Here is a 16,515-nt window from a genome sequence, read left to right as displayed (position 1 = left end):
TGGAAAAGTAACTAATACGTATACTGGATCTTATACTGAACCTACCCATTATATTGAATGGTCTAGAGATTTCAAGTAATATACAATTATATGGAAGAGTAGCATAATGTTACTCTTCTTTAATTTTTTGTATAAATCCTTTTGCTTCTGTTTTGAATGAATGACTTGCTCTATACGAAGGAGGCTGTTTATGTCTAAGTTGCAAGGAGTTTTGTTGATCGTCTCGGCTTTTGTTGCTGGGTCTTTAACTTGGGCAATAATTTCTACGGCACAAACAAGTGAATCTCTACAGGACTACAGGGTCTTTTTTAGGGATGAGAACGGGAGTGGATTAGTCCACGTCACGACTACTGCTCAAGGTGACCTATGGATCTATAACGCAGGTGCTCAGGAGATCTACTACATAGATAATCCGAAAGAATCTAAACAGATTAACATCCTAAAGAAGAAAATCGAGCCCTAAGTATATAGAACAAATCATTCGGAATCCTGTACGCGATTCCGTTTTTTTCTTTATAGAAAAGCATATTCGGTTGGGAAAACTATTCATTCCGTCCCTTGTCCCCCCTTTTCTCCTATGAAGAATAGTAAGTTGATTGGTCCGGGACTAGTCAGTGGCGAAAGGACAAGAGTCTAACGTTAGCCTTTTTATATAGCGTTTACGAGAAAATGGACGGTTAGACAACGGCTTTACATGGATCGACTCGTTTGCCATAAGCTGCATGACTTGCCTCACTGGTTAGCTTAACGCATGGAACTACCTTTGTAGGTCATTCCGTTCTTTAGTCATTTGAAAGCGGAATTCAGCTCAGAAAATCAGTTTATTTTTTTTGCATTTAAAACAACATTAAAATTCAACAGAGCCAAATAACAAGAAAAGCACTCGCACAGGTCCTGTGTGTTTGCCCTGCCCATCCTATGAGGGGATGTTCGGGCAAAGCCGTCTTTCCTCCCACGCTGAAAACCGTAGGCTTTCAATAGGCGATTACTGCGAAGCCTCGCGCAAAAAGCAGATATTTGTCAGATGCTCCCAAAATTATTGCAAACTGTCCCAAAACGGAACAATGCCTGCTCCATTTTGGAACATTTTTGGCGTGTTTCGTCTGCGAAAACGCTGTCATTTCAAGCCTTCCGGCGTTTGGTACAGGATTTGCTTTTAGAGAAGGTTGTAAAGAAAAAGGTGATATAAGAGGAGGCGCTCGCATGATCTATGCTCAACCCGGCCAAGCCGGATCCAAGGTGACTTTCAAGACTCGCTACGACAACTACATTGGTGGCAATTGGGTACCGCCAGTGAAGGGTGAATATTTTGAAAACGTCTCTCCTGTAATCGGCAAGGTCTTTTGCGAGGTTGCCCGTTCGACGGCAGAAGACATCGAGCTCGCACTGGACGCCGCCCACGAGGCAAAAGCTGCTTGGGGACGCACCTCGGTTACACAACGCTCCAACATCCTCCTGAAAATCGCAGACCGCATGGAAGCCAACCTGGAGCTTTTGGCGACTGCCGAGACATGGGAAAACGGCAAGCCCGTCCGCGAGACGCTGGCTGCTGACATTCCGCTCGCTATCGACCATTTCCGTTACTTCGCCGGAGCTATCCGCGCACAAGAAAGCTCTCTCGCTGAGATCGACAACGACACGGTTGCTTATCACTTCCATGAGCCGCTCGGAGTCGTCGGACAGATCATTCCGTGGAACTTCCCGCTCCTGATGGCGACGTGGAAGCTGGCCCCGGCCCTGGCCGCAGGAAACTGCGTCGTGCTCAAGCCTGCCGAGCAAACACCTGCTTCGATCATGGTGCTGATGGAGCTGATTGGCGACTTGCTGCCTCCAGGCGTCGTCAACGTCGTAAACGGCTTCGGTCTGGAAGCGGGTAAACCGCTGGCATCGAGCAACCGCATCGCCAAAATCGCCTTTACGGGTGAGACGACAACCGGACGTCTCATCATGCAATACGCTTCCCAAAACATCATTCCGGTGACGCTGGAGCTGGGCGGAAAATCTCCGAACATCTTCTTCCCGGATGTGTGTGCAAAAGACGACGCGTTCCTCAACAAAGCCATCGAAGGCTTCGTGCTGTTTGCGCTCAACCAGGGCGAGGTTTGCACGTGCCCGTCCCGCGCCCTCATTCACGAAAGCATTTACGATCAATTCATGGAGCGCGCCCTGAAACGCGTTGCCAGCATCAAGCAGGGCAACCCGCTCGATACAGAAACAATGATCGGCGCCCAAGCTTCCCTGGAGCAAGTCGAAAAAATTCTCTCCTACCTCGACATCGGCAAGCAGGAAGGCGCAGATTGCCTGATCGGCGGCGCGCGTGCGCAGCTTGAGGGCGATCTCGAAGGCGGCTACTACATCCAGCCGACCGTGTTCAAGGGCCACAACAAAATGCGCATCTTCCAGGAAGAAATCTTTGGTCCGGTAGTCTCCGTGACGACCTTCAAAGACACGGAAGAAGCGCTCTCTATCGCCAACGACACCTTGTACGGTCTCGGCTCCGGCGTATGGACACGCGATATGAACACTGCCTACCGCATGGGCCGCGAAATCCAGGCTGGCCGCGTATGGACCAACTGCTACCACGCTTACCCTGCGCACGCTGCGTTCGGCGGATACAAAATGTCCGGTATCGGTCGCGAAACACACAAAATGATGCTCTCTCACTATCAGCAAACCAAAAACCTGCTGGTCAGCTACAGCGACCAGGCACTGGGCTTCTTTTGATCGATGAGCCAGCCTGAGAAAGTGCTCGCTACCGATGCTGCCCTGCAGTTGATCGAACGGCTGCGCGCCAAGCATGGCGAGTTGATGTTTCACCAGTCAGGGGGCTGCTGCGACGGCAGCTCTCCCATGTGCTACCCGCTCGGCGAGTTTCTCGTCGGCGATCAGGATGTGCTCTTGGGTGAGATCGGCGGCTGCCCGTTTTACATGGGCAAAGCACAGTACGAGTATTGGAAGCATACCCAGCTCATTATTGATGTAGTCGAAGGCCGCGGCGGCATGTTCTCGCTTGAGGGGCCAGAAGGAGTGCGCTTCCTTACGCGTTCGCGCGTCTTTCCTGACAGCTAAATGCACAACAAAAGACCGTTCCTGCCTGTCTCACGGCCGGAACGGTCTTTCTTTTTCCCCGCTTTGCTTCACTCAGCGCTTCTTGGCCCTTCGAGCGGTGCTGCCGCGTTTTACTGGTGCCGGGCCTGGCCGTTTTCCTGATGTTTTTTTGCCGTCAAAACGTGCGCTTCCGCCTGCTGCCCGCTCGCTGCTCTGCCCTTGTTTCGTCGCACGCCCTGCTTTGCGCTGGTCATCCCGATCCGGTTTGGTCATGCGAGCGCCTTGCTGCTGGCGATCGTCACCGTGCCGCCCGCGTTTTCCGTTCCCTCGCTTCCCTTGGCTGGCCTGTTGCTTAGTCTCAGCTTTGGCTGGTCTGCTCGCACGATGCTCGTCCTCAGCCCGGGCTTGCCTGCCACTACGATGCTCGTCCCCAGCTCGGGCTGGTTTGCCGCCACGATCCCCGTCCCCAGCTCTGGCCGACCTGCCCCCGCGCTGCTCGCCTCTGCCTGCGCTCTCCTGCCCCTTATGCTGCTTCTTTTGCTGCCTCTTTTGCTGCTTACGCTCCTCGTGCTCCCCGAAATCCGCCGTCCGCTCACTCGCACGCCGCTCCAAAGTCATGGCGATCCCTTTTTCAATCTCTGCGAGCTGCGCCCGATCCTTCGCCGCCACCAATGTGTAGGCCACGCCCTTCTCCTTGGCCCGGCCCGTTCTGCCGATGCGGTGAATATAGCTGTCTACGTCCTCCGGGATGTCGTAGTTGAATACGTGTGTGACTCCCTCGACGTCAAGTCCGCGAGCCGCCACGTCCGTTGCGACGAGAAACTGGATTCTGGCTTCGCGGAAACGCTTCATCACGTCCTCGCGCTTCGCTTGTGACAAATCGCCGTGCAGTTCGTCAGAAATATAGCCGAACCCTTGCAGGGCGGCGTTCAGCGTGCTTGCCCTGCGCTTGGTCCGGCAAAAGATCACTGCCAAAAACGGGCGTTCCTCGTCAAGCAAGCTGCGCAAGGTAGACTGCTTCGCCCGGTCCGTTGTCTCCACGACGATCTGCCGGATATCCTCCAGCGTGATCCGCTTGCCTTGCACGTGAATATCCTCCGGGTTTTGCATGAACCGCTTGGCCAGCGCACGCACCTGTGGCGTCATCGTCGCGGAAAACAGCATGGTTTGCCGATCAGCAGGCGTCTGCGCGAGAATGTCCTCCACCTCGGGCAAAAAGCCCATGTGCAGCATCTGGTCCGCCTCATCCAGCACGAGCATGGAAACGGTCGACAAATCAATCGTTCCTCTTCTTATATGGTCCAGCAACCTGCCGGGAGTAGCGATCACGACCTGTTTTTTGCCCGCCAGCTTGCGCAGTTGCCGATCGACGTCTTGTCCGCCATATACGGCAAGCACATGCACCTCGTCCACGGCCGCCGTCAGCTTTTGCACCTCTGCCGTAATTTGCAGCGCAAGCTCCCGCGTAGGCGTGAGGATCAGCGCCTGAACGTCGTTTGTCTCGGGATCGACTTTCTCCAAAATCGGCAGGAGAAAAGCAAGCGTTTTGCCCGTCCCCGTCTGTGCCTGGGAAATCGCATCTTTGCCTGTCATGAGGACAGGAATTGCTTTTTCCTGGATCGGAGTCGGTTCCGCAATCCCGTTCGCCTGCAGAGCGTCTATCCATTCTTTTCGTATGCCCAATCTCAAAAAATCAGCCAGTTTCGCCATCTCCATTCATTACGTATCCAAAACCATACAGGATTATTTCGTACAAACCGCCATCCCGATAAAATAACGCACGCCGTCACGAGGCTTTTCAAACGTCGGCCCTCGCTGGTAGTAAATCTCCACCTGCGAAAACCGGACGAACAGCTCCTCAAACTCGGCGGGGGTCAATTGATGCACATGAAAAGGCTCGCTCGTCTGCATGCCTCTCCCTCTGCCAAACGGACTGGACAAGACCAGCGTTCCGCCCGGCTTCAGCATGCGGTACAGGTTGTTCATGAACAGCAGGTCGTCGGCGACGTGCTCAATCGTTTCAAAGCTCAAAATGGTATCAAACAAGCCCAGCTTCTCCGGGAGCAACGGATCGAGGGCATCGCCCTTTTGATACGTAATCTTTTGATGATGGTATTCCCGCTTCGCATAAGTGATCGTGTCGTCATCGTTGTCGACGCCGATCAGCTCGGTCAGCTCCCGCTTTCGATCCTTTGCCACCATGTGGCAGCCGTAACCCGTACCGCAGGCGATATCGAGCACTCTACCTTTGATATACGGCGTGGCAAAATAATAGCGGGCAATATGTTCCAGCAGCATGCCATTCGTCGGCTTCAGCAGCTTGGGGATAATCCTCTCCCCGGTCCATTCCAGCAAGGCCATCACCATTTTCTCGTTTTGACTTCCTCACATCTTACCTTATTTTCGGGCCAGATCCTATCTCGGGCGTATATTAAGAAATTTGTAAGAGATTTCTATGCTGTTTTGTCAAACCTGGGCGTTAAGATAGAACCATGAATGCATTCACAAGGTGGGAAAACAATGACGACTTATCACGTCCTCGTAGTCGACGACGAGGAAGAGATCCGAGACGCAATCGAAATTTACTTGAAAAACGAATCGTTAGTCGTGCATAAAGCAAGCAATGGCGTGGAAGCATTGGACGTTTTGGAGCGGGAAGAAATTCACCTCATTATTTTGGACATCATGATGCCGCAAATGGACGGGATTACGGCTACGTTTAAAATCCGCCAGGACAAAAACATCCCGATCATCATGCTTTCTGCCAAATCGGAGGATACGGACAAAATTTTGGGCTTGAACATCGGAGCCGACGACTATGTGACCAAGCCTTTTCATCCGCTGGAGCTGGTGGCCCGGGTCAAATCCCAACTGCGGCGCTACACCAACCTCGGCAACTACAAAACGACCGAGGATGAAATCCAGGTCCGCGGCTTGTCGTTGAACAAAAGCACGAAAACCGTCACTGTCGACGGCAACGAGGTGCGGCTGACAGCTACGGAGTACAAAATTTTGGAGCTGTTGATGGAAAACAAGGGCCGGGTCTTTTCCATCGAGGAAATTTACGAGCGCGTCTGGCGCGAACCGTATTTGAACGCGGAAAACACCGTTGCCGTCCACGTCCGACGCATTCGGGAAAAGATCGAGATCAACCCGAAGGAACCGAAATATTTGAAGGTGGTATGGGGAATTGGATACAAAATCGAAAAATAGCCGCTTTACGCTGCCTGCCCTGTTCGCCCTGGTAGTCAGCCTCTCGCTGCTGATGCTGACCGCAGCAGACGTTTACCAAAACCGCGAGTATTTGCAAAAAGACTCCTACTTCCAGAGCGAGAACTTCAACAGCGAAGTCAGGCTGTTCGTAGAGCTGGTGAAAGATGTTCATGTAGACTTCGCCGGCTACGAGCGCAAAACACCGGAAGAAAAGCTGGGCAAAGCGACAGTGGAGCAATTCCAGCGCGAGCGCGAGGATGCCTTGCGGGAAGTCAGGGAAAGACTGGAAAGTGAATACGCCCACGAGATCGAGAACGCCAGAAACGCCTCCGATACGAAGGAGCTTGACAGGCTCGTGACTGAACAAGCAGCCAGGCTGAAAAAGGCGCTCGAGAAAGAAACGGCCAACTGGGATCGACAGTTCCAACAGATGGTCGCGGAAAAGGACGCCGAGTACGAAGAGCGAAAAAACAGCCTTGCGCTGCGAACCGGCTCATTCAAATACTATGTCAGAGACAACAAGACGGGCAAAGTGTACACCAATATGTCCCACGAGCCTTCCGAAACAGAAGTGAGTAAAAACGCCCGCTATGCAATCCGTTTTCCGGAAAACTCCTATCAGAAATACGGAGAGTTTGCCGATATCAACCGTACTTATCAATTGAGTCAATGGAGCGGAATCTTTTACGTTCCGAAAAGCCCGGAAGGCTACAGCCAGATTCATGCCGATGCCGTCTATTTCGATTCCAAACGGGAGCGGCTGCTCGGAGAATGCGCCCTGCTCACGGTGACGCTGCTCGTGACTGCGCTGCTGCTCTGGTATTTGAAGCTAAGCCGCGCCGCCGCACAGCCGATTGTCGTCAAAAGCCTGGCACTGTTCCGGCGCATCCCGCTCGATATTCGGATTATCATGCTGCTCCCGATTGGGGTCGCGTACCTGGCTCTGATTTTCAATTTGCGCTTTTTCTTTTTCTTCTTGCCGATTGACGCCGAGCATTTCTTTACACTCGGGATCATCTCCCTGTTCACTGCCTATTTGCTGCTACAAGCTCTGGAAGCATGGCATATGTACCTGCACCCGGGATCGCTTCGCGAGCAATGGCAAAGAAGCTTGTTCGTCCGGCAAAAAGTGCTCTTGCGGGAAAGCTACACCAACCGAAGCCTGTTTTTCAAAGTCTCCCTGCTGTTCATTTTGACCGTTGGCTTTGGCATGAGCGTAGCGCTCGGCTTGGTCGCCATGGTAAAGGCCTCTGAGGAATTGTTCTCCCTCTCTTTTTTATACGGCTTGTTCTACCTGGCAACCGTCGTCCCTTACGTCCTGCGTCGCCTGGGGCTCATGAACCGCATCATGCTGGGAGCCTCCGAGATGTCAGCCGGAAATTTGGATGCAACGATTGAAAAGATTCGTAAAGGAAACCTCTCCAATCTCGCTCACTCGCTCAACAACATCAAGCTCGGATTAAAGAGTGCGATGGAGGAACAAATGAAGAGTGAGCGCATGAAATCGGAGCTGATTACCAATGTATCGCACGATTTGAAAACGCCGCTCACCTCGATTATCAACTATGTCGATCTGCTTAAACGGGAAAACCTGACAGCAGACGAGATCAAAAGCTATGTCGATGTATTGGACCGCAAAACGGCCCGCTTGCGGGTGCTCATCGACGACCTGTTTGACGCGGCGAAAATGTCCAGCGGAGCTGTAGAGCTGCACATCGAGCAGGTGAACGTAGCATCCCTGCTCAACCAAGCCATCGCGGAGTTCAGCGAAAAGATCGAGCAGTCGTCCCTCACCTTCCGCGTCAACGTCGAGCAGCCGAAAATCGTGGCACCGCTTGACGGGAAAAAGACGTGGCGCGTCTTCGAGAATTTGATTGGCAACGCCTTGAAATACTCCTTGCCCAACACGCGTGTCCTGATCGATCTGTACGAAAAGCCGGGAGAAGTCATCATGACGATCAAAAACGTCTCTGCCTACGAAATCGACTTCGACGCCCAAGAGCTTTTCGAGCGGTTCAAGCGTGCCGACCAATCGCGCAACACCGAAGGCTCCGGCCTCGGACTCGCGATTGCGAAAAGCATCGTCGAGCTGCAAGGCGGCCGCCTCTCCATCGAAATTGACGGCGATTACTTCAAGGTGATGGTCGTGTTTCGCAAAAACGCCTAGTGCCTGCCTGCCTTTTGTCGGGACCCTGTCGTCCCCAGCGCTGCACTGGCAAACCCGCATGCGAAGCATTGCCCGAAAATGACGAAAAGCCAATGCCCATTTGTTCGGGCACTGGCTTTTTTGATTTGCTCCTGCACTTTTAACGCTACTAGATGGCGAAATTTCGCTCAAACAACGACCGCAGAGCCGTTGCCGCCTCCTGTTCGTCGACGCCCTCCACCTCAAACGTCATCTCGTCCCCGGTCTTCACGCCCAGCGCCATGACGCTGAGAATGCTTTTGCCATTGGCCTGCTTGTCGTTGTAGATCATTTTGACCGACGAGCGGTATTGGTTGAGCAGGTTTACCAGGACAGAAGCCGGACGGGCATGAAGGCCGCCACTTACGGTAATTTCGACGCTAAAACGGACCATTGCACTCCTCCTTTTCTGCCTCATGCATCGTGTATGGTGAAAAACTTGCGGATGACAGCGGCCACGCCGTGCTGGTCGTTCGTGTCGGTCACGTAGCGGGCCAGCCGCTTCACATCGTCCGGGGCGTTGCCCATCGCCACGCCCATTCCGGCATATTGCAGCATTTCCGCATCGTTGTAGTTGTCGCCGACGGCTACGATTTCTTCCGGACCGATTCCCAGCTTTTCTGTCAGTACCGCGAGTCCGCTTGCTTTGGATACCCCTTCCGGCAAAATCTCCAGATTGCGCTCGCCGGATGCCGTCACTCTGATTTTTTCCAGACTGGCGCGTTCCAGCTCCCGCCTGGCCGCCGCGATCCGCTCCGCTTCTCCGGTAACGAATATTTTGGGGGCGCACACTTGCTTGGCCCGGACGTACTCCGCGAGCGCTGACGCCGGCTGGATTTTGAGCGGATACCGATCCTGCTCAGGGCAAGCAGCTTGTATCTCATGCTCCTGCCCCGCCTGCTACGCCGTTCCACCAGTCTCCCACCTTCACGTCACCGGCTTGAAAAACTGCGGCAGATACTCCTTGTGCGCTTCCAGCATTTCATCGAGAATTTGCTTCGCGACCACGTCGGACGGCACCAGCGGGTTAATCGCCATCGCCAGCAGCGCCTTGTGGTAATCGCCCGTGACAGCCGCCTCCGCCGCTACCCGTTCGAACGACTTGATCTGCTGCACAAGCCCGCGCACAGGCACAGGCAAATCGCCTACGGCCAACGGAATCGGCCCTTCCTTCGTAATGACGCAGTTCACCTCGACAGCGGAATCGTCAGGAATGCTCGCAATCGCGCCATTGTTGCGGACGTTTACGGGCTGAATATCCCGGCGGTCGTTGTAAATCGAGTGGATCAGGTTGCAGGCCGCCTCGCTGTAGTACGCTCCCCCGCGCTTTTCCAACTGCGGCGGCTTGATGTTCAGGTCGGGATCTTCATAGAGCGCAAACAGCTCCGCTTCCACCCGCTTGACCACTTCTGCACGCGTGCCGTTTTTGCTCGCTTCTTCCTGCTCGTGCGCAAGCATGGTGCTGGTCTGATAGTAATAGCGATGGTACGGGCAAGGAAGAATGCCCAGCGCCTTGATGAAGTCTTTTTCCCAGCCGAGGTCGAGTATGTTTTGCATCGTGATTCCCGATTGCTCGCCCGTCAGCTTGTCGATTACTTGCGAAGTGACATTGTCGCCATCCACGTACACTCCAAGCCCGAACACCATATGGTTCAGCCCGGCAAAATCAATGTGCACCCGCGACTGGTCGACACCCAAAATCGTCGCGACGCCCATTTTCATCCCGATCGGAACATTGCACAGCCCGATGACCTTGCTGCGGTTCGCATGCCGGAGTACCGCCTCTGTCACCATGCCAGCCGGGTTGGTGAAGTTAATCAGCCAGGCATCCGGGCACAGCTCCTCCATGTCGCGGCAAATATCCATAATGACCGGAATCGTGCGCAATCCTTTGAACAGCCCGCCCGGACCGTTTGTCTCCTGCCCGATGACCCCGTACTTCAGCGGGATGCGCTCATCTTTAATCCGCGCGTCCAAAAGCCCCACGCGCATTTGTGTCGTGACAAAATCGGCTCCCGCCAGCGCTTTGCGCCGATCCAGCGTCAGGTGCACCTGAATCGGCACCCCGGCCTTTTCCACCATGCGCTTTGCCAGCGCCCCGACGATTTGCAGCTTTTTCTCGCCCTCGGGAATGTCCACGAGCCACAGCTCGCGCACGGGCAGCTCGTCGTACCGTTTGATGAAGCCCTCTACCAGCTCCGGCGTATAGCTCGATCCTCCGCCAATCGTAACGATTTTGATTCCGCTCACACTCCTGCCTCCTTCCCTGCGTGGACATGGCTGTACAGTTCGACGAACTCGCTGGCCAAATCTTTGATCGTCATCGCATTCATCAGATGATCCTGCGCGTGGATCAACAGCATGCTGATCTCAGGCTTCTCTCCCGCGATTTCCTTTTGAATAAAAGCGGTTTGATGATGATGGGCCCGGCTCAGTTCTTCGCCAGCTCGCCTCAGCGCATCCTGTGCGCCTGCCATGTCTTTGTTTTTCGCCAGGGCGATTGCTTCCATCGCCAGGCTTCTCGCGTTTCCTCCGTGCAAAATCAACTGAAAAATAACGTCTGTATGGTCCACATCAATCTCCACCTATCCGAGTTCTTTATAAGTTACCAGCCGTACATTGCGCTTTTGCACGTACTCCTTTATCTCTTGTGCGGTCAAAATGTGCAGCTCCCGCGCGCGTTGCAGCGTGTACGAGCTGCCTGTCAACACCTCTTCGTCCAAATACGCCGGATGTGTCATTATCTCCGCCACATCGCAGTCCGCAAGCTCCTCCACCACGTCGATAAACGACTGCGTAGTCAGGCCGTCTCCGTAAAACCGTTCGGAAAAGCCTTCTGTCGTCATCACCTCCGGATGCTCTGCCCGCGCTTCGGGCGAAAACGACCACGGATACCGAACCGGAACCTGGTATTCTTTTGCCAGGCCAAGCACAATCGGCAAGACCGCGGCATGGGCATGAACGTGGTGATGGCTGTCGATATGCGTCAAAGCAAGACCTGTTTGCAAATACTTTTCCAGTTGGCTGCGCAGCTCCCTTTCCACTTCCTCCGGCGACGCCAGGCTCAAATAATCGTGTCCGCGCCGAAAGCGCCCGTGCTCATCTGTCAGCGACGGCACGTTTTGGCTGACCGGGAAGCCGCAAGTGAGCACCAGATGGATGCCTACCCCGAGCGTGGGCGTCTTTTTGGCAAGCTGAACCGCATGCTCGAACCCGTTCATGTTGACCATGGCCGTCGCAGAGGTGACGACACCCGCCCGATGCGCCTCGATGATCCCCAGATTCACCCCTTTGGAATACCCGAAGTCATCTGCATTCACAATCAGCTTCATATCATGCCTCTCCTCCGGGAAATTACATATTTACGACTTTGTCGGGAGCGGCATGCGCCTGTTCCTCGTTCAACTTTTGCTTATCCCACAGACGGAAGAACGGGTAGTAGATCAACAGCGAGATGACGAAGTTCACGAGTTGGAGCACGCTGCCCGAAAGCTTCCCGCCAGTAGCCAAATATCCGCTGATAATGACCGGAGTCGTCCACGGTACAGCGACACCGCTCGGCTTTGCTACCCATCCCAGCGACATCGCCACATAGCTGACAATGACCAGCACGACTGGGGCGAGGATAAACGGAATAATCAAAAGCGGGTTCATGACGATCGGCATGCCGAAGGTGACAGGCTCGTTGATGTTGAACAGGCCAGGGCCGATGGAGAGCCGACTGATGTTTTTCATCTGCTCGCTGCGCGCCCGAAACAGCATCAGGACGACGAGCGCCAGCGTCGCGCCGGAACCGCCCGCATAAATCCATAGGTCGAAAAACTGGGTGGTAATCACGTTGGGCAGTTCGGCATTCGGATTCGCCTGGAACGCCGCCCGGTTTTGGTCCATCAAGGTGAGCCAGATCGGGCTCATGATACCGCCGACAATCGCCGCCCCGTGCAGGCCGAGCGACCAAAGCAGTTGGACGAGCAGCACGCAGACAATCGCTCCGATCAGACTGCTGCCGAGCGCGCTCAGCGGACCGACCAGCAAGTCAGACACGATGTTGTGGATGCTTTCAAACGAGGTGTTTTCAATCAGGATGCGCAGCAACCAGACGACCAGCAGCACGGCCGAAGCGGGAATCAGCGCCACGAAGGAGCGGGAGACAGCAGGCGGAACCCCGTCCGGCATGGTGATGACGATTTTCTTTTGAATGATTTTGCGGTAAATCTCCGTGGACAACACGGCCAAAAGCATCGCTACAAACAGCCCTTGGCTTCCCATCAAGGCGACAGGAATGACTCCGCCTACCTCTTGCGCTGCCGTTGCACCTTCCGGGGTGAACATCGTCTTGTAAGGGGTCGCGAGCAAAAAGGAAGCGACCGAGATCGCACCTGCTGACAGCGGATCGACCTTGTACTTTTCCGCCAATCGGTACGCCACCCCGAAGCTGACGATGAGCGCCATGATGTCAAACGTCGCGTTCACCGGATACAACAGCTTGGTCAGCCATTGATCGCCGAAGATTCCGCTCATGAATTCGCTGTAACCAGGGATGGGAATAAAACCGATGATGAGGAAAAGAGAGCCGATAATGAGCAAAGGCATGGTAAGAATGATTCCGTCGCGAATCGCCTGCAAATGCTTCTGCTCCGCGATCCTGCCCGCGACAGGCATCACGCGGTCTTCCAGAAAAGAAATAAACCCTGCCATACGCATCCCCCTCTACTGTTTTAGACGAAGCGCAAATTCCAGCACGTTTTTCCCGTTCAGGGAGCCGTAGTCAACCGTGCTAATCACATCGACCGGAATCCCTCTCGCCGCCCCTTCTTTTTTCATTTCCGCCAGCTTGTAGCGGACTTGCGGGCCCAGCAGAAGCACCTGTGCCTGGTCAATATGGTGCTTCACCTCATCTGCCGACACCGCCCAGATTTTCACTTCCAGCCCTTTTTCCCGTGCCGCCTGCTCCATTTTTTGCACGAGCAGACTCGTTGACATCCCCGCTGCGCAGCATAGCAAAATATTCAATCCAGCTTCCTCCCCTCAGTTGGTTATGTCCTTTTCCTAGAGCAAGTCACGTGCCAAAACACCCTTTTTGTATGCGCTTTCAAAACAAAACGCATCGTTATCTCGTTTGCCGGGCAGCCGCATTCTGGGCAGGCGAGTAGTGTTTGAATGTAAGCGCTGTAGTGTTTTGTTAACAGGGACAAATTGGCAAAAATTAAAACACTAGCTACGCCAGTGTTTTGTTGTGTATGAAAAAATTCATGACAAAGCATACATCGTCCTCGCTGAAGACCACGTCGTATTTGTCCTCCAACGGCTGCAACTCATGGCGAATCAGGCTGTACAGCTTGCGGTTTTCCGCCAAAAACGGCACCTTGTCGGTATAGGCTACGGAACGCTCCCCGGCTTTCAGCCGATCCACCAGGCAGCAGATGTGCAAATACGCCCCGATTCGCGTATCGAAAACCAGCTTGTTGCCAAGCCGCTCCTCCATGCGCGCCACACACGTCCTGACGTCGTCGAGAACGTCTTGGCCCCTCACCATTTTCAGGTGCTCCCTGAGCGATTCCTTCATCTTCACATAAGCTTCTTCCAGATCAATCAACTGCTGGATATCGGACAGCGCCTCGCCGTTCACCACATCGTCCATGCTGTGGCAGCGCAAGTCGCGATCCAGCATGTAGTTGCTCACGACGCACAGAACCGTCCGCTCTTCCTTGAGCTTTTTCAACCGGCTTTTCGCCTGCGCTTTGTCCATGAGCTGCAGCGGAACAAATTCCAGCAGCTTCTCGTCGTAGCGCAGCTTCGATTCGAGCAGCTTTTTCAAAAACAGCGCGCTGCCCTCGCCGGACAGGCAGGCCGCTACGATCGTCAAGGCAGGCACCGCCTTGTCTGCCGCCTCTTTGGGTAACTCCTCCCGCTGCCCCATCGAAATGCCGACGACATCGCGGTACACGTCGTCCAGCGAATGCCCCAGCATCGCTTTGCGCGTCGCCTCGATCACATGCGGAGTGCTCACCATCGGCACCACCTTCACCGGAATGCCCAGCTCCTTTTCGATGATCTCCCCGAATCCAAGCAGCGAGCCCATGTCGACGAGCAAAAGCAGCCCGGCTGCGCTCCCGATTTCCCGCGCTGTCTTGATCGCTTGCTCCAGGACGACCAGCGAGTCTTCCTCCAGCGGCAGGTCGATGGCACGCGCGTATTGGGTGACCAGCAGGCGGTTGGTCACGTCGACCATCGCCGTCGCTCCCCCGCTGCCGTGCGTGATGACCAGGACACCGATCGTTTCCCGCTCCTCCTGCATGCTCTCGTCATCCAGCACGAAAAACATGGTCAGGTAGCCCGCTTCGCCAATGGGCAAGTCCATCAGCAGCGCTTCCTCGATCATGCGCACGCACTCCAGCGCTACGGCAAACTCCTTTTTGTATTTGAGCCGCACGCTGTTGATGTGCGGATGGACGATTTGCTTTCCTTGCGACAGCCGCTCCTTGGACGTCTGGATGTGCAGCGCCAGGCCGAAGATGACCTTTTGGCTCAAAATTTTCTCTAGCTTCGCCTCGGCATAGCGCACGATGTCTTCGACGAGGTGAATGATGATCGGATCAATAATCCGCGCCATGTCGCCTTTGTTGATGCGCTGATGAACCCCTTTGATAAACGTGGTGAAGTAATGCTCGATATCAAATTCCAGTTCTTCCTCGCTGACCCCCTGGTTTTGCAACTCGTATATTTTTTGCTCGATCTTTTCGTAGACGCTGTCGGCGGCATTCTCCGACTCGCCGCCAAACCAGATGCTTTCCTCGGACGGCTGCACCACAAAGCATTTGTGCTCGGTGCCAATCAGCTCCTCCAGCTCCTGGCGGTAGTCTTTTGCCAAAAGCAGCCCTTGCTTGACGTGATGCGGAACGTCCTGAATCGAGACGTGCAGCAGATTTTTTTTCAAGGAAATAAACTCGGCATAAGCGCTGGCGCAGGTCAGTTGGATATCCGTCTTCAACTGGCCGATATTGTTCGGGCAATGATAGCAGAGAAACGCTTGCACCACGCTTGCCGATACCTGAATTTCCCGTCCCAGCCGAAACGCTTCTTCGCGAAAAATTTCCATGACAAGCCCCAAGCGCTCCTCCATCCCCCGCTCCACCAGGGAGGGCAGCTTGATGACCATCGGGATGCGGCGCATGAACGTCTTGAGCAGGCTGGATTCCGGGTTTTCGGTCGTTGCCATGACGATTTGCACCTGCGCGGAACGCTCCACCTCTGTTTCTCCGACCCGGCGGAACGTCCCTTTGTCCATGAACGTAAAAAATATTTCCTGCCCCTCTGCTGGCAAGCGGTGAACCTCATCGAGAAAAAGAATCCCGCCGTCCGCCTTTTCCACCAGCCCTTTGCGGTCCATCTCCGCTCCGGTGTACGACCCTTTTTTGACGCCGAACAGTTGGCTTATCAAAAGCTGCGGGTTGTTGGCGTAGTCGGCGCAGTTAAAAACGACAAAGGGCGCCCCCTTGTCCAGCCGGCCAATATCGACGGCAAACTCGTGAATCATCCCCGCAAACCACGACTTGCCTACTCCCGTTTCGCCCAAAATCAGGCAGTGCATCCCGCGCGGCGGATACAGCACCGCTGCCTTTGCCTGCTCGATGCGAGTCATCAGGCTTTTGTTCGTCTTCGCCAGCCTGTCCAATGCCGTTTGCGCCAAATAAAGCGAGTCATTCGCTTTTTTGACATAAAACAAGGTAGGACGCCCCTCTTCTTTTTCAATGCGCCCTTCCCTCCATAAGCGGTTCAAATCGCTGCTGACATTGGCGCGGCTAAGGCCCAGGAGCTCGGCCAGCTCGCCTGCGCTGATTTTTTTATCGGGACCGGACTCAAGCAGCTTCTGGTAAATGAAATCGACTCGTTTCACCACTGTTCACCTGCCACTCAACTGATTCGTTTTCATTTCCACGCTACACTGGAAAAACCTTCTTACCTATGAATATGCTGGATGGACACGCCTCATCCCGGCAAAATAAACAGCCACCCTTCTCTGAGAAAAGGATGGCTGCTTGCCTATTTTTTGGAAACCGATTCATTTT

At 54.3% G+C, this 16,515-nt stretch carries 15 protein-coding genes; 5 read left to right on the top strand and 10 right to left on the bottom strand.

Annotation, left to right across the window (positions count from 1 at the left end; translation table 11 throughout):
- Window positions 1-190 precede the first annotated feature (190 nt).
- The 3 genes from M655_RS01745 (at window position 191) to M655_RS01735 (ending at window position 3,069) form a co-directional block, all read left to right on the top strand.
- The gene (locus tag M655_RS01745) at window positions 191-463 is read left to right on the top strand and encodes a hypothetical protein (protein ID WP_005835159.1); all 273 of its coding nucleotides are present in this window, start codon (window positions 191-193) and stop codon (window positions 461-463) included.
- 740 nt (window positions 464-1,203) lie between these two features.
- Window positions 1,204-2,724: an aldehyde dehydrogenase gene (adh, locus tag M655_RS01740; RefSeq protein WP_026557619.1), complete on the top strand. Its 1,521-nt coding sequence runs from the start codon at window positions 1,204-1,206 to the stop codon at window positions 2,722-2,724.
- 3 nt (window positions 2,725-2,727) lie between these two features.
- Window positions 2,728-3,069: a DUF779 domain-containing protein gene (locus M655_RS01735; protein WP_026557620.1), complete on the top strand. Its 342-nt coding sequence runs from the start codon at window positions 2,728-2,730 to the stop codon at window positions 3,067-3,069.
- A 72-nt stretch (window positions 3,070-3,141) separates the two neighbouring features.
- Here M655_RS01735 and M655_RS01730 read toward each other — a convergent pair whose 3' ends face one another.
- Window positions 3,142-4,764, bottom strand: coding sequence for a DEAD/DEAH box helicase (locus M655_RS01730; protein WP_007778419.1), 1,623 nt, complete (start codon window positions 4,762-4,764; stop codon window positions 3,142-3,144).
- Window positions 4,765-4,791: 27 nt separating this feature from the next.
- Window positions 4,792-5,415, bottom strand: a complete 624-nt coding sequence (locus M655_RS01725; protein ID WP_005835165.1) for a class I SAM-dependent methyltransferase — start codon at window positions 5,413-5,415, stop codon at window positions 4,792-4,794.
- Between the two features lie 153 nt (window positions 5,416-5,568).
- Here M655_RS01725 and M655_RS01720 point away from each other — a divergent pair, with 153 nt between their 5' ends.
- Both M655_RS01720 and M655_RS01715 read left to right on the top strand, forming a co-directional pair.
- Entirely contained in the window at window positions 5,569-6,261 is a 693-nt protein-coding gene (locus M655_RS01720; protein ID WP_005835167.1) for a response regulator transcription factor, read from the top strand.
- On the top strand, window positions 6,239-8,428 hold the full coding sequence (locus tag M655_RS01715; RefSeq protein WP_026557621.1) for a sensor histidine kinase: 2,190 nt from the start codon (window positions 6,239-6,241) through the stop codon (window positions 8,426-8,428). The genes M655_RS01720 and M655_RS01715 overlap by 23 nt, the downstream gene beginning before the upstream one ends.
- A 148-nt stretch (window positions 8,429-8,576) precedes the next feature.
- Here the strand turns inward: M655_RS01715 and M655_RS01710 are convergent, their stop codons facing one another.
- The 8 genes from M655_RS01710 to M655_RS01675 all read right to left on the bottom strand — a co-directional run bounded on the left by M655_RS01710 (window position 8,577) and on the right by M655_RS01675 (window position 16,343).
- Window positions 8,577-8,840, bottom strand: a complete 264-nt coding sequence (locus tag M655_RS01710) for an HPr family phosphocarrier protein (protein WP_005835170.1) — start codon at window positions 8,838-8,840, stop codon at window positions 8,577-8,579.
- 20 nt (window positions 8,841-8,860) lie between these two features.
- Window positions 8,861-9,238, bottom strand: a complete 378-nt coding sequence (locus tag M655_RS01705) for an HAD-IIB family hydrolase (protein WP_007778407.1) — start codon at window positions 9,236-9,238, stop codon at window positions 8,861-8,863.
- Window positions 9,239-9,373: 135 nt separating this feature from the next.
- Window positions 9,374-10,696 carry a 6-phospho-beta-glucosidase gene (locus M655_RS01700; RefSeq protein WP_026557622.1) on the bottom strand — a complete coding sequence of 441 codons (1,323 nt, stop codon included), beginning with the start codon at window positions 10,694-10,696 and terminating at the stop codon, window positions 9,374-9,376.
- Window positions 10,693-11,019, bottom strand: a complete 327-nt coding sequence (locus M655_RS01695; protein ID WP_005835173.1) for a PTS sugar transporter subunit IIA — start codon at window positions 11,017-11,019, stop codon at window positions 10,693-10,695. The genes M655_RS01700 and M655_RS01695 overlap by 4 nt, the downstream gene beginning before the upstream one ends.
- A 12-nt stretch (window positions 11,020-11,031) precedes the next feature.
- Complete coding sequence (chbG, locus tag M655_RS01690) at window positions 11,032-11,778, bottom strand: chitin disaccharide deacetylase (RefSeq protein WP_007778400.1); 747 nt, start codon at window positions 11,776-11,778, stop codon at window positions 11,032-11,034.
- 22 nt (window positions 11,779-11,800) lie between these two features.
- Complete coding sequence (gene celB / locus M655_RS01685; RefSeq protein WP_026557623.1) at window positions 11,801-13,144, bottom strand: PTS cellobiose transporter subunit IIC; 1,344 nt, start codon at window positions 13,142-13,144, stop codon at window positions 11,801-11,803.
- 12 nt (window positions 13,145-13,156) lie between these two features.
- On the bottom strand, window positions 13,157-13,459 hold the full coding sequence (locus M655_RS01680) for a PTS sugar transporter subunit IIB (RefSeq protein ID WP_026557624.1): 303 nt from the start codon (window positions 13,457-13,459) through the stop codon (window positions 13,157-13,159).
- Between the two features lie 205 nt (window positions 13,460-13,664).
- Window positions 13,665-16,343, bottom strand: coding sequence for a sigma-54-dependent transcriptional regulator (locus M655_RS01675; RefSeq protein WP_026557625.1), 2,679 nt, complete (start codon window positions 16,341-16,343; stop codon window positions 13,665-13,667).
- Window positions 16,344-16,515: the final 172 nt, after the last annotated feature.

It is taken from the genome of Brevibacillus sp. NSP2.1, assembly GCF_000470975.2.
Taxonomy (GTDB): domain Bacteria; phylum Bacillota; class Bacilli; order Brevibacillales; family Brevibacillaceae; genus Brevibacillus; species Brevibacillus agri.
Note: the sequence above shows the minus strand (reverse complement) of the source record. Positions and strands in the feature narration are given on the sequence as shown.

Coding starts and splice junctions, on each gene's coding strand:
- M655_RS01745 (WP_005835159.1), top strand. CDS start 191: ATGTCTAAGTTGCAAGGAGTTTTGTTGATCGTCTCGGCTTTTGTTGCT.
- adh (WP_026557619.1), top strand. CDS start 1,204: ATGATCTATGCTCAACCCGGCCAAGCCGGATCCAAGGTGACTTTCAAG.
- M655_RS01735 (WP_026557620.1), top strand. CDS start 2,728: ATGAGCCAGCCTGAGAAAGTGCTCGCTACCGATGCTGCCCTGCAGTTG.
- M655_RS01730 (WP_007778419.1), bottom strand. CDS start 4,764: ATGGAGATGGCGAAACTGGCTGATTTTTTGAGATTGGGCATACGAAAA.
- M655_RS01725 (WP_005835165.1), bottom strand. CDS start 5,415: ATGGTGATGGCCTTGCTGGAATGGACCGGGGAGAGGATTATCCCCAAG.
- M655_RS01720 (WP_005835167.1), top strand. CDS start 5,569: ATGACGACTTATCACGTCCTCGTAGTCGACGACGAGGAAGAGATCCGA.
- M655_RS01710 (WP_005835170.1), bottom strand. CDS start 8,840: ATGGTCCGTTTTAGCGTCGAAATTACCGTAAGTGGCGGCCTTCATGCC.
- chbG (WP_007778400.1), bottom strand. CDS start 11,778: ATGAAGCTGATTGTGAATGCAGATGACTTCGGGTATTCCAAAGGGGTG.
- celB (WP_026557623.1), bottom strand. CDS start 13,144: ATGGCAGGGTTTATTTCTTTTCTGGAAGACCGCGTGATGCCTGTCGCG.